At 31.3% G+C, this 13,736-nt stretch carries 14 protein-coding genes; 5 read left to right on the top strand and 9 right to left on the bottom strand.

From position 1 onward, the window contains the following. Window positions 1-2: 2 nt before the first annotated feature. From GCL60_RS12725 to GCL60_RS12710, 4 genes are read right to left on the bottom strand one after another with little or no spacing between them, the layout of a single operon-like run. The gene (locus tag GCL60_RS12725) at window positions 3-407 is read right to left on the bottom strand and encodes a VOC family protein (RefSeq protein ID WP_153421043.1); all 405 of its coding nucleotides are present in this window, start codon (window positions 405-407) and stop codon (window positions 3-5) included. A gap of 4 nt (window positions 408-411) precedes the next feature. Continuing rightward, a complete protein-coding gene (locus tag GCL60_RS12720; RefSeq protein WP_153421042.1) occupies window positions 412-1,071 on the bottom strand; it encodes a hypothetical protein in 660 nt (219 codons plus the stop codon). Window positions 1,072-1,081: 10 nt separating this feature from the next. Then, the gene (locus GCL60_RS12715) at window positions 1,082-1,219 is read right to left on the bottom strand and encodes a hypothetical protein (protein ID WP_153421041.1); all 138 of its coding nucleotides are present in this window, start codon (window positions 1,217-1,219) and stop codon (window positions 1,082-1,084) included. Continuing rightward, window positions 1,216-2,478, bottom strand: a complete 1,263-nt coding sequence (locus tag GCL60_RS12710) for a DUF1573 domain-containing protein (RefSeq protein ID WP_161998203.1) — start codon at window positions 2,476-2,478, stop codon at window positions 1,216-1,218. Before GCL60_RS12710 ends, GCL60_RS12715 begins: the two co-directional genes overlap by 4 nt. Before the next feature lie 96 nt (window positions 2,479-2,574). On the opposite strand from GCL60_RS12710, the gene lnt reads away from it, so the two are divergent. After that, window positions 2,575-4,281, top strand: a complete 1,707-nt coding sequence (gene lnt, locus GCL60_RS12705; protein WP_153421039.1) for an apolipoprotein N-acyltransferase — start codon at window positions 2,575-2,577, stop codon at window positions 4,279-4,281. Then, complete coding sequence (locus tag GCL60_RS12700; RefSeq protein WP_153421038.1) at window positions 4,265-5,545, top strand: AAA family ATPase; 1,281 nt, start codon at window positions 4,265-4,267, stop codon at window positions 5,543-5,545. The genes lnt and GCL60_RS12700 overlap by 17 nt, the downstream gene beginning before the upstream one ends. Before the next feature lie 3 nt (window positions 5,546-5,548). On the opposite strand, the gene GCL60_RS12695 is transcribed toward GCL60_RS12700, so the two are convergent. The 4 genes from GCL60_RS12695 to rpsF all read right to left on the bottom strand — a co-directional run bounded on the left by GCL60_RS12695 (window position 5,549) and on the right by rpsF (window position 8,827). Beyond that, window positions 5,549-6,355 (bottom strand): tetratricopeptide repeat protein, encoded by an 807-nt coding sequence (locus GCL60_RS12695; protein WP_161998202.1) that lies wholly within the window; start codon window positions 6,353-6,355, stop codon window positions 5,549-5,551. A 98-nt stretch (window positions 6,356-6,453) separates the two neighbouring features. Then, on the bottom strand, window positions 6,454-6,900 hold the full coding sequence (rplI, locus tag GCL60_RS12690; RefSeq protein ID WP_153421036.1) for a 50S ribosomal protein L9: 447 nt from the start codon (window positions 6,898-6,900) through the stop codon (window positions 6,454-6,456). 56 nt (window positions 6,901-6,956) lie between these two features. Further along, a complete protein-coding gene (locus GCL60_RS12685) occupies window positions 6,957-8,339 on the bottom strand; it encodes a hypothetical protein (protein WP_153421035.1) in 1,383 nt (460 codons plus the stop codon). Between the two features lie 68 nt (window positions 8,340-8,407). Next, window positions 8,408-8,827, bottom strand: coding sequence for a 30S ribosomal protein S6 (gene rpsF / locus GCL60_RS12680; RefSeq protein ID WP_153421034.1), 420 nt, complete (start codon window positions 8,825-8,827; stop codon window positions 8,408-8,410). A gap of 61 nt (window positions 8,828-8,888) precedes the next feature. Between rpsF and GCL60_RS12675 the strand changes: the two genes are divergently transcribed. The 3 genes from GCL60_RS12675 to GCL60_RS12665 all read left to right on the top strand — a co-directional run bounded on the left by GCL60_RS12675 (window position 8,889) and on the right by GCL60_RS12665 (window position 12,224). Further along, window positions 8,889-9,740, top strand: coding sequence for a hypothetical protein (locus GCL60_RS12675; RefSeq protein WP_153421033.1), 852 nt, complete (start codon window positions 8,889-8,891; stop codon window positions 9,738-9,740). A gap of 17 nt (window positions 9,741-9,757) precedes the next feature. Next, window positions 9,758-11,188 (top strand): neutral/alkaline non-lysosomal ceramidase N-terminal domain-containing protein, encoded by a 1,431-nt coding sequence (locus GCL60_RS12670; protein WP_153421032.1) that lies wholly within the window; start codon window positions 9,758-9,760, stop codon window positions 11,186-11,188. Between the two features lie 67 nt (window positions 11,189-11,255). Beyond that, entirely contained in the window at window positions 11,256-12,224 is a 969-nt protein-coding gene (locus tag GCL60_RS12665; protein ID WP_153421031.1) for a glycosyltransferase family 2 protein, read from the top strand. Between the two features lie 2 nt (window positions 12,225-12,226). Here GCL60_RS12665 and GCL60_RS12660 read toward each other — a convergent pair whose 3' ends face one another. Then, complete coding sequence (locus tag GCL60_RS12660) at window positions 12,227-13,723, bottom strand: hypothetical protein (protein ID WP_153421030.1); 1,497 nt, start codon at window positions 13,721-13,723, stop codon at window positions 12,227-12,229. Window positions 13,724-13,736 lie beyond the last annotated feature (13 nt).

Here is a 13,736-nt window from a genome sequence, read left to right as displayed (position 1 = left end):
CTTTATTTCCTATTATACCAAAAATATTCTACTAAGTTTCCAAATGGATCGCGAAAATAAAACGCTCTTCCATCGGATCTATTATGAGGCTCACGGACAATTTCAAGTTGAAAACTTTTTATTCTTTCAAAAAATAAATCAACAAGCTCTGGGGTTTCTGATTGAAAACCATAATGATCAAGAACTTGTTTTCCAAATTCTCCATTTTGTCTTGATTTATCTACGGCATCTTTCGATAATTTAGCGACAAGTATAGAAGAGTCTAACTCAACCATAATTTGCTCGCCCTTGTACATAAAAAAGCTTGCCCCGAGAACTTCTCCAAAAAACCATTTTCCTTTTTCAAGATCATCTATAACAATTGCTAAATGACCTATATTTTTTACCCAAGGGCTAAAGCTAGACATAAGATTATATCCATTTATGATTTTGAATAATTGAGTTTACAACTCCTAAAAATCTTGAATTTTCATCTGTAATAGGAGCTTTTGAAAGATCAAGAATAATCATTTTAGCTTTTGTACTATTTATTGCTTGTTCTTCTAAGCACTCTAAAGCAGCCATGCGGACATTGTCATCACGGCTAGATAAAAATTCTGTTACTTTATCAACAATGGCATCATTTGCTTCTTTTACGTCTTTCAACGCGAGTAAAATTTCTTCATTTCTTTCCAATGAAGATTCATCAAATTCTGCAACCTGAGTAGATAAATTATTTAATAATAAATGAACGTAATCTTCATGAGAATAAATTTTTTCAGCAATTTTAATAGGCCAAGAAATTTTTCTTTCTTTTGCAAGAACTGCAGAAATATAAGGCTTTGCCTTATCACCAAAAGCAACGATTAATTTTAAGCATTGCTCTTTTTCTTTATTGTCTTGAAGTCCAGAATCTACAGCAATTTCAAATCTTTTTAATAACTGAGGAACAGATTGCTCTGCAGTTAATCCTTGTAAAGACTCAATAGCCTCAAGCCTTTGCTCTTTTGTTGTCATTATTTTTTTCAAAACATCACCATATTTATCATATGATTTTGCATTTGATGAAAAAAGTTTATTAAAAATACTCACTTTCAACCCCTTAACGATAATACTTTGAAGTATACAAAACCATGACTATACCAATAATACAAAAGAGAATTCCTATTATAATTCCTGCATCTAAATAGCCTAAAGGAATTTGAGAGGCATTGTGTACTTTAACAATTTGAGTAGTCATGGGTCTTTCCTTAATACGCCAAAAAATGGCACGGTTATTTCTTTGTAATCGGGATCATTGGTTTTTACAACAAAAAATCCAGAAACATTAACCCCTGGTGATGCTTGCGAGTCTATATTTAAACTATTTAATTTTTTGGGAAAATTTAATTTAAATGTAACCAAATAAGAAGTCACACTGCCATCAGAAGCGGCTTGAGATAATACCAATTTGTCTTTTTTAACATCAAATAATTCGGAATCTTTAATGTTTTTTAATTCGGGTAATTTTTTAAGATCAACTTTAACCCCGGTTATAGCGAAGCCCTTATCCATTGATTTAAAAGTAATCACTCTTTCAGAAGGCTTAGAACCATTTACAACACCAAATTCAACATACTTTGCAGAAGCTTGAACATGTCCTACGGATTCTCCAATAACGGGAATTTCAAAATTTTTATAAAAAGTAGAATTATTCCACACCTTAATTTTTGCATTGATAGAACCAATTGGTAAAGATTTTTCATCAAAATCAACCGAAATTTGAGGAGGCTGCCCTTCAATCGTAGGAATTAATTTGGCTTTTAAATATGGCACATTTGATTCTACTGCAATTATTTTTAAGGCTTCACTATTTGATAATATATTCTCTTTAAAAGAATCAGCTATTTTTGAAGATGAGATTTCTTTAATTACAAAATCATTTACATCAGGCTTACCAGTTACCTTAGCTCTTCCTATTAAATTCATATTAATAGTGAAAGTTTTTTTTATTTCTCCTTGAATTTTTCCAACATAAAGCAATGCAGGATTTGAGCTAATTTCTTGTAAAACATTCGATGTCGTTGTTAAAGTAACTGTAGGCGAAGAAGAACCCATATTTGTTTCTAAAGTAATTGTTCTTATAATGTTTCCGGAGAAATCTTGCGAATTAAATTCAACACTAACGATTCCACTTTCACTTGGTTTAAAAACATTTTTAGAAGTTTTGCCATCATCTGAATATATTTTTGTATTAATACATCCGCATGCAGCATGAATATTGCTAAATACTAAAGTTCCATTTCCTGTGTTTTGAAATTTATATAAATGCGTTAATTTTTGACCTCTGTAAATATCTCCAAAATCATAACGCGTTGAGTCAAATTCAACTCTTGGTATTTGGCCTTGCATATTAATATCAGTCGTATTTTCTGCAAACACAAAAAAAGTTGTTTTTATCAAGTAGAGAAATAACAAAACCATAAAGTGATTTCGTTTTAAAATTCGTGAAAAGCACATGTTGTGATCCCCATTCCCACATGTTATCATTTAACCCGCAGTTGGTATAAACTTTTTTATTCCTTAAGTCCAAACCTAATAGGTCAAGATAAATACATGGTAACAATTAAATCAAGAATTCTAAAGTATATTGGTTTTATTTTAAGTGGGATTCTCGTTTCAATGGGATTTCCCGGCTATCAATTTCCAACCCTTGGATATGGAATTGTTCTCCCTTTTTCACTTATTCCTTTATTTATTGCAATAGAAACATTGCCAAAAATTCATGCAATACATTCTAATTTAAAGGAACATTATACCTCGTTTTCACCAAATCAAAGAGCATTCCAAACTTTTATTGCATTTTGGATTTTTGGTTTTGTCATTCAAATTTTTGCATTTTTCTGGATATCAAAACCCATAATTTATTTTAGCTCTCTCAAACCATATATAGCTTATCCCATGTATGTTGGAATTAGCATTTTAACTTCACTTTATTTTCCATTTATTTTTTCTCCTATAATTTTTAAAACATGGTACTCGACAAGACATCCTAATAAAAAATTCCCTTTAGCTGCGTTAGCTATGTGTGTCGTACTTCTTGAAATTGCTGCTCCACGTTTTTTTAATTGGACTTTTGGAAGCTTAATGCATTCCGAAATTTATATAAGTCAAATTGCAAGTATATTTGGGTTTAATATTATTTCCTTTTTTATCATTTTTACGAGTTTATCATTAGCAAAATCAATTGTTGAATTTTCAAAAAACAAGGGTTCGCTGTTTGTCACAATTTTAATTAATTTATTTTTGTGGGGAATTATTTTTACATTTGGATATTATAGGCTTCAGTTTGCAGATACAATTATTCAAAATTCAAAGACAACACGTGTTGCCTATGTACAACCAAACTTTACATTTAATTCTATTGCCTCAATGACCTTGCCATCAGAAGATTCGCAGCGACAAAATTTAACCCGCCTCATTGAAATGAGCTATGAAGCAATTCACAAAGCACTGAATGCTGATGGTAGAAAACCAGACCTACTTGTTTGGCCTGAAAGCGCGACACAAAGCTTTTTTATGCTAGATGAACGTGATTTAAAAGCCGTAAAAATACTTACAGCTGCAACTCAAGTTCCCATTCTTATCCAAGCAACAAAATGGAATTTGAGTGATATTCAAACTATGGGAATTGAAAAAGCCCCTGTATGGTCAGCTTCATTTTTAATTCGTCCTGACGGATCAAAGAGCAAAGATTATGAAAAATGGATTCCGATGCCCTTTGGTGAAAGCTTCCCACTAGAATCTTATTTTCCTATTTTAGGAGAAACCTATCGCAAAGTATTTGAAAATGCGAGCAAGCTTGAAATTGGAAAAAGTTATGATGCACTTGCCTATACAGAAAAAGAATTTGTTGCTCCATTAATATGTTTTGACTCCATTAATCCTGAATTACCTAGACTTGAAGCCACAAAAGGCAAAGCAAGTATTTTTGTGAATCAAGCAAACTTTGTTTGGATGGTGAATAGCAATGCTGGTCTTGAATTTAGTATTTTAAATCAGTTTAGAACGATTGAAAATTCCCGTGGTCTTGTTATGGTATCAAATACGGGTCCAACGATGGCTTTTGATCCTTATGGCAGAACAATAATGCAACCAACAAAGTTATTAACACAATCAACCGGATATATTGATGTTCCTTTATCTAATGAAACAACAATTTATTCTATGTTTTCTAATTGGCCTTTGATTATTTTAGGCTTATTATCGACATTATGGTTATTTATTTCTATGAAAAAAAACACGAATGAGCATAAACGATAATTTATCAAATATACTTCTTGCAGAAAAATTAAGACCAACATTAAAGGAACAAAATTATTTATTGGGATCTGCAAAAAAAATATGGGAAAGAGATCTCCATCAATGGAGAAATACACATAAATTTCATTTAATTTTATGGGGTCCACCAGGATCTGGGAAAACAACCCTTGCTAAGCTTTTAGGCGAATCCTGTGGACTCCCTTTTATTTCATTATCAGCCGTTAGAGATGGTGTAAAAGAAATTCGGGCTGCTGTTGCAGGAAATGCATTAACTCCAATTGTTTTTATAGATGAAATTCATAGGCTAAGCCGCTCCCAACAAGATAGCTTGTTACCTATTTTAGAATATTCCGAAGCCTGGATAATCGGAGCAACAACTGAATCCCCTACTACGGCATTGAGCGCACCAATATTAAGTAGAATTCGATGTATTTATGTTTCAGCCTTAAAAGAAAATGAAATTTTAGAAGGCCTTATTCACGGATTTACTTTTATTAAAAATATAGAAAAAAATATTTTAGAAAATAAAGATCAAGATTATTTAAAATATATTGAAAATGAATGTCTCCCAAAAATCGCAAAAATGAGTGGTGGCGACCTTCGTTTTTCTTTAAATCTTCTTGAAAATATTATTCATTGTAAAAATAAAGAAGAAGAAAATGATGTTTTTAATAATTCTTTAAAATCATTTTCAGATAAAAATCATTATGATTATATAAGCGCCATGATCAAAAGTATGAGAGGAAGCGATCCCGATGCTGCCTTATTTTATGCAATCACATCTTTAGATAAAGGAGAAGATCCTTTATTTATCATAAGAAGATGTATTATTTTTGCTAGTGAAGATATAGGAAATGCAGATCCTCAAGCTCTTATTCTTGCAACAAGTGCTTATAAAGCAATTGAATATGTTGGGATGCCTGAAGGAAGAATCCCTTTAGCTCAATGTGTTACTTATTTAGCAAGCACACATAAAAGTAACAAAGCTTATAAAGCTATAGATAAAGTACGTAATTGGCGAATTCATGCCGAAGAAAATGGCCTTTCTATTCAACCCCCAGTTGAATTGACAATAAAAGGAAAAGACAAGTATAAATATCCACATAATTATGAAAACTCGTTTGTCATGTTTGATTATTTACCTGAGTCTATTTCAAATATTAAAAAGAAAGAAAAAGTAGCTGCTTATTTACCAACAGATTATGGTATAGAAAGTAGATTTAAATTAAGATTGTCAGAATTATGGAGAAAAATAACAAAGTAACAATTAAGCTGCAGGCTCATTTTTTGTATCATTATTTTTTTTATCGTAATCAGTAGCTTTTCCTCTTGGGACATAACTAACAGTATCAATATAACTCAAAATCAAACGAACAAAATGCCTTCTTGCCCGAATAACACTTTTTGATTTAGAAATATCAAAATTAAAAAGTGGCTCGCGTGTAGTCTTTGAATAAACAATTAAACGCAGATAATCTTCATTTAAATTTGTATCATATTCAATAACAACAGATCCCATTTGATCCCATGTATATACAATCTTTTTTAAGCCGTAAAAAACATGAATTCCTGTTAATCCAACTAATATTTTTTTAATTCCTTGCATATTTAAAATAAGTAAAAGAACCCATGGAATAACAACTAAAGTTAAAAATGAAATCAATAATCCTGAAGTTATAGGAGCAGAAGAATTATCAAAAAAGCTCGGACTTGTTATTAAAAAAAGAAAACAGCCCATAAGTCCAATTAATGAAATAAACATTTGCATAGGAGAAAATTGAAAATACCACCTTCCTTCTGGGGTCAGGCGGCTATAAATGAGAGACTCTCTATCTTCATCAATTCTTTTGTCCAGTTCAGCATAAGGCTCTTCTTCAGACGAAGATAATTTGCCTAAAGCATGTAAAAGAGCTAGTGACTCATCAAAGCGCCCCCAAGAATCCAAAACAAATGCTTTAATTTTTAATGCTTCCGTATTTCTTGGGGATAGGGAAAGAAGATTTTCTACAATTTCCAGCGCCCCCGCTGAATCCCCTTGCTCTAATAATAATTTTGCTTCTTTTAAATGTTTCATATTGTTAAAGGTCGGAACTAAAAAAATAAAACTTGAGAAAAGTGACAAAAAAAAGCGGGCAAATATACATTTGCCCGCTTTATTCATTCAAACACAAATTAATTTTGAGCAACAACCCAAATGTTAAATTGAGCAGAAACTTCAGGGTGAAGTTTCACAGAACCTTTATAAACACCAACAAGCTTAATTTCATCGATGATTGTAATCATACGACGATCAATATCATGACCAGCAGCGCGGAAAGCATCTGCAAGCTCTTGAGTTGTTACAGTTCCAAAGATTTTATCTTCTTCACCAACAGGTTTTTGGATTGTTAAGGAAAGAGCGCTAATTGTATTAGCTAACTCTTGAGCTATAGAAAGATCTTTTTGCTTTTTCGCTTCCGCTTGACGGCGTTGGTGTTCAAGAAGTTTTTTATTTCTTTCATCAGCCAAAACAGCTAATTCACGTGGAAAAAGATAATTTCTAGCGTATCCAGACTTCACTTTAACAAGGTCGCCAATGTGACCTAAGTTTGGTACATTTGCTTGCAAAAGTACGAGCATATTTATTACCCTCTTAAATATAATTAACAAAATTCATTTAATAAGCACGAAAAAAATTAAACTTTTTTCCCACGCCAATCATACACATAATCTAAAAGTCCAACAGCACCACACAAAGCAATTACGCTGTAAGGGGCGTTGGTATACTTACTCAAATACAAAACAAGAATCATCAATGCTAAACCAACGAACATTGGTAATCTTTTGTATATGGTAAACATGCCTTGCAAAGCAACAATAGCTATCATTATAAATGATAAAACACTTGCAATTGCGATAAGCGGGGCAAATGGAGCATTTTTTAACAAAGTCAGTACAGATTCATGATTTCCATACCAAAAAGCAATTCCACCGACAACTGCTATGGCAGAAATAGCTAACGGCAATGGCAAAGCAAAATCTCTTAAACCCCAAGGACTTTTTCCTTCAAATTTAAAAGAATAACCCTGCCAATGAATCTGATTCTTAGACCTCAAAGGCTTCCATAAAAACGATAAAAAGTTCGATTTATTGTTCTCAGAGTGATTTTGAGTGCTAGTATGCTGAGTTATCAAAATTGGGGTTTGCAAACGGTTTGCACGAACCATTGGCAATGCTAATAAAGAGTTTAACAACTGACCTGGGAAGGATGCCGAATTTCTTCTAACATAATTCACAATAGCTCTTAAACGCTCAATCTGCTCAAAACCAAAATCAACGAACACAACATTAGCAAAACAAATAAGCAAAACAACCAAAAAAGTTAAAGATCCAGCTCCATAAACCAAAAAAGCTAATCTTTGCCATGGAGTGTAATTTATAAGCTCTTGAAATTCTTTCATTTGTCCAGAATCTTCAAGGACTGCTAAAATTTTCGAATAATTATCTGATAAGACTTGTTTTGAGTTTTCATCAATCGTAGTTTTTTCAGTGCTTTTGTTAAGAGTTTCATCCCCTTTTTTCTCTGCAAGAGAAGAATTAGGAGGTGTCACAGGCGAAACAAGCGCCTGGTTTTGTTGAATATTATTTTTAAATTCATCAAATTGAGCTTTATTTAATCCGAAAGTAAATATCCCAAAAATAAGTAAAGCAGGAATAAAATGAATTATGGCAGCAAGTACCCAAGAACGCTTTTTCTCACGAAGGGCAATTGCTGACATAAAAAAAGGAATCGCAATTAAAACAAATACCCCTGTAATTACAAAAGCATAGCTTCCAAAAAGATTTCCAAATAATATAAAACCAAATGAAACAGCAAGCATAAGATAAAAAGCTACCCTTTTTCCTAATATTGCAGCAACTTGAGAAACATTAAAAATAGCAAGCGGAATTAACATAACGGTAAAACTAATAGCCACAAATAAACCAGAAAATAACAACGCAGGCGTAAATTTCTTTACAGGCTGGTTATTTCCTTTTAATGGGTTTGAGCCTTGTGAATTATTTAATTTTTGAGTCATGAAAACCTCAATTTGTAACTCATATTCATTAAGATTTACTTTAATAAAGCTACCTTAAAAAATATTAATTATTCGTCGTCACGACCTCTACGAGCACCGAGAGATTCGGACTCAGCTTTTTCACGAGCGGCTTCTGCTGCTCTTTGAGCTGCTGCTTCTGCTTGTTTTTGAAGTTCTAAACGGCGATCTTCAACATTTACGTTGTCAGCAAGTTTAATAACCATAGAGCGAAGAACATTTTCTTCTAGTTTTAAAACGCGCTCTAGTTCATGAACATTAGCTTGATTTGTAGCAATGTCGTAAACAAAATAGTTACCGCGATTTTGCTTATTGATTGGATAAGCAAGGCGACGGACGCCCCAAGTTTCTTTTTTGACGACTTGTCCGCCATCTGTTCCAATGATAGTCTCCCATTTAGAAACCATCTTGGATAGTTCAGGTTCAGGTAAGTCAGCCTTAGCAATAATCATTGCTTCGTATTCACGCATAGAATTCTCCTTATGGATCGCGCAACTAAAACTTGAGCCCCAGACATGAGGAGCAAGGAGTTTGGTCGAAGTATGTCCCCTAACTTTATTTCTTACTTTTTTCAAGTCTAATTTAAAAAGACTGATCTGTTTTATTACAGGTGTAATAAGTTTTTTTTTAATAAGACCTGAAGCTTATGCTTATGAAAGGGAAATCACTTTATTTCCCTCATATGACGTACAACTATTAGATAATAATGAAAAAACTAAATTTATTCGACTAGGTGTTACGGAGTCCATTTTTAACACAAAGATATTGCCCTGTTTATTTATAGTCAATCAAATTCCTCTGCTCTACTCTGTATTTCAAATAGGGTTTAATTGCGCTTTTAAGCCTTCAGAAAGAAATAATTTAAGCATTTCTCTGGTACCTGAAGTAGCCTACAGAAATAGCAACGGAATTGGACAAAAAAAATACGCTTTTGGCCTTGGATTTGCGGATACATACGAACTTAGCAGCGAGAAAAGAGATTGGCTTGCTTCTTTAAGTTTAAATTACAAATTTTGGGATAACCAAGGAATCAACTCAACATATAACTTAAGCCCAAATCAACTCATTCAAATTTGGGGAGATGTTTTTGATTCAAACTTAACTGTAGGAATGATACACAATCACTTTGAACCGGAGACATCAAATAAAACAATATCTTCATTATTTGTTTATTATTTACAAAGTATTCCTTTAGAATGGAGACAAATTGGAGGCGCAAGAAATACAGCTTCTGTAGAGTACAACTCTATTGGAATTAAATATAGAAAAGAATTTGCGAATACATTTATATTTGGACTTGGAATTGCCTACTGGAGTTTGACATTTGATGGTATCAGAATATCAGGCCCACTTCCCGATGCTTATTTTGGTATTGATTTTTAAAGCATTGGAATATTTTTATGATACAATTAAATATTTTAATTATATTTTCTATTCTTTTTTTGAATTCATGCCAAATAGAACTAGCTAAATCTCTCTTTAATTCAAATAATTCCTCTAATGCATTATTTTTTTCTCCTGACTCCGTTGGTGGCTTTGGTACCTTAGCAGGGAATTTACAAGTAGGTTTTAGTTCAAGAACAATATATCCAACAGAACCCGTAAGTTTAACAGGATTTGGCTCGCCTTTAAGAAGATTAATTCCCCCTAATTTTGTAAATATAGGAAATGGACCTTCTTATTGCAAACCATATTTAAATGTTGATAAACAACCAAGAGTAAAAACATTGTTATTTAAAGGTCAAAACAATAATTCAGATTCATATTATTTAATAATAGATTTAGATGTTGTTGCTATTCCAATAGATTTAAATTTAAAATTATTAACTTTACTAAATAAAAATTTTCCAAATAAAAATTTCACACATGCAAATGTTCAATTTATAGCAACTCATACACATTCTGGACCGGCTGGATTAGCTGAAAACCCTTTTTGGGCAATAGCTGTTTGCGATCGATTTAATTCAAGTATTTACAATATTGTAGCAGATCAAATTATTCAATCAGTGACAGAGTCAATTAATAATTTGAACAGCATTCAATCAATTGATTTGGGAGAATCTATTATATCAGGTTATAATTTTACTCGATTTCCTGGAATGCCCGTCGATCAAAATTCATTATTTCTAAATTTCAAAGATATTAATTCAAACTCTATGGGCTGCTTTCAGATTTTTAGTGGACATCCGACTTGGTATGGAGCAGAAGATTTAACATTTAGCGCTGATTTTGCAGGATATATTGAAACATCTTTACAGAGTAAAACAGGAGCTAATACTTGTATTTTTTTTAATGCAACTGTGGGCAATGCAACAGTAGTAGCTCCTCCTGATAAAAATGCTTTCACAAATAACTTTACAAATGTAAACTTATCAAGTGCAGTAAATCAAACAGCGCCTACTTCTCTAAGTTATGGAACAATTTTTATTACTCTACCTGGTTTTCAAATTAATTATTCTGGCTGTGGAATTGATTTAGGATGGATTCCTCAAAGTTTTTTTGAAAGTGTTGTCTCTCTCAAATCTTCTGATATTACAAATAACATAACTAAAATATCATGGTTTTCTTATGGGGGAATCTATTTTTTCATGTTTCCAGGTGAACCCCTTTACGACACAAAAATGGCTTTAAAAGATTTACTCGCTCAGAATTTCCCAAATATTAGTAAATTTTATGTATTATCTACTGCAAACGACTATGTTGGCTATTTGATGACAAATGGAAATTATAGTACACAGAATATGGATACCTGCTCAACTATGCATGGTCCAAACGCAGCTTCCACAATTGTTAATGGATTTATAAATGGTTTACATCAATCAGGGTTATAAAACTTTCTTATTATATCCTACCTATTTTAAAATTTACCAAAAATGAAATATTATTTAAAGGATTTTTATGACTATTATTTCAATTGTTGTTCCTTGTTATAATGAAGAAGAAGTCATTATAGAAACGAATAAAAGGCTAACTAGTGAACTAAACAAACTTGCTGATAAAAGAAACTTAAAATATGAAATAATATATGTAAACGATGGCAGTAAAGACAATACTCTAAAAATTTTACATCAACTAGAAAAAGAAAATCTGGAAAAAAATTCAATAAATGGAAAACTTATTATTTTATCTTTAGCCAAAAATTTTGGTCATCAAATTGCTTTAAGTGCAGGCTTACATCATGCAAAAGGAAATGCAATAATCTCTATTGATGCAGACCTTCAAGATCCTCCTGAAGTCATAGAAGGAATGCTAGAAATGTGGAAAGAAGGTTCTGACATTGTTTATGGAGTTAGAACAGTCCGTGAAGGTGAAACCTGGTTTAAATTAATTACAGCAAAATTATTTTATATAATTGTTAGAAAATTAACAAACTGTGATATTCCTCTAAACTCAGGTGATTTTAGATTAATGAGTAGACGTGCATTGGATATATTCAATTCATTACCTGAAAAAAATCGTTTTATTAGAGGCATGATTCCATGGATAGGACTAAAACAAACTCCAATTTATTATGAAAGATCTGCAAGTTTTGCAGGAACAACTAAATATCCTCTTACAAAAATGATAAAATTAGCTTTGGATGGAATTATTGGTTTTAGCAATACTCCTCTTAAAAGTGCCTATTATTTAGGTTTTACAGTTGCCTTTTTATCCTTTATTTATGGGTTTTTTATTTTAGTATATTCACAAATTAAAGGTTTTCCCGTTCAAGGCTGGAGTAGTATTATGGTAACAATTTTATTTATTGGAGGAATTCAATTAATTACCATTGGAATACTGGGAGAATATATTGGTAGAATATATGATGAAGTGAAAAAAAGGCCTTTATTTATTATTAATGATAAAGAAAGCAGGTTTGGCAATTAATTTTATTCCGATTCTTCTTCTGGCGGTGTATATTCATCACATTTTATAATAACTACCTTACCCGATCTATCTATTACATTACAATGATGCGGAAGTTTTGTTTTTATTGTTATTAATCCATATCTATACTTATCTTTTAATTTTGGATTTTCAAAAGAGTTTTGTAAGTTTTCAGAAGGATAATTCGTTCTTTCTCCAAAACAGGCACCTAAATAAGGAGCTTCCGTATTTTCAGAGATAAAAACATAACCTTTATTCCATGGAAATTCGGGATTTCTATTTTTTAAAAGAAAACAATCGACAAAAGGAACATCCGCATTTACCCTTCTATCTGAGTGAAATAACAATCTTGTATCAAAGTAACAAACCTCAAAAAAACGTGCTATAAATATTCCAAAAAATATTACTTTTAAAAATATTTTGAAATAATTTGAGTCTTTAGAAAGAATATCCCAAGTACCAAGTGCTAATAAACAAAATGAAGGGGCAATTCCAAACCAATAATAAAAATGGACAATACTATGAGAACCATCAAGTATTCCTATAATAATAACCTGAATTACAATAACTATCCATAATTTAAAATGATAAAAAGTAAATCTTCTAAAGATATAGAAAAGATATATTAATAAAACAAAGACTATTCCATAAGGAAAAAGTGGATGATAATTAATAAATTCTAAAAATTCATTAAAATGTGAAAATAAATCTTTTAAAGAGGATAAACCAATATCTTTATGAACACCAAAATTTGTAGGAATTTCTCTGAATTTTTCTAAATAGCTTATTCCTTTAGTATAATATAAAAATGATAGTAATGTAGCAGGTATAAGCCAAAGAAGATTAAATGCCGATTTAAAAATGTTTTTATTAAGTAAAAATAAAGGAAATACAACTACAGTAACAGGTTTTAATAATAACCCTAAAAGCGCTAAAATAAAAGGCTTAATATAAGTTACTTTTTCCCAAGCAAGGCCAATAGCAATTAAACATAATTGAACCGAAATAAAATCGGGGATAAATCTCCAACCTATTGATGCAGAAAATGAAAAAATAGGGAATAATAAAATCATATTAAATGCACTAATGCCTAATATTTTAATATTTTTCCAAACTCTTAAATTTATATGTGTAAAAAATAAAACGAGAAAACAAACAAATAAACAAGCTAATATTTTACCAAAATATGGACCAAAGAAAAAAAAGGGAGCTGTAACCATATTTAAAATTGGAAACTCCATTGGCATAAAACCATAACTTTGGCCACTATTTAGAACAGCTGGATAAAAAATATTTTCAGAATAAGGCTCATAAGCCCAGCGTGACCAATATCTAATTGCAACAGAAATGGTATCTGTTTGTCTAATTATATGAGGTAAATCAAAAGGCAAAAAACAATTTATAACTGCGGCTAAAGCTCTGATCATTAAAAAAATAAAAAGAAATTTTTGGAATAGAGTTAAATTTTTTATATATTCAAATTTTTTAAAATTAATCAAAAGAACACCTCAT

Origin of the sequence: Silvanigrella paludirubra, assembly GCF_009208775.1 — a bacterium.
Classification (GTDB): Bacteria; Bdellovibrionota_B; Oligoflexia; order Silvanigrellales; family Silvanigrellaceae; genus Silvanigrella; species Silvanigrella paludirubra.
Note: the sequence above shows the minus strand (reverse complement) of the source record. Positions and strands in the feature narration are given on the sequence as shown.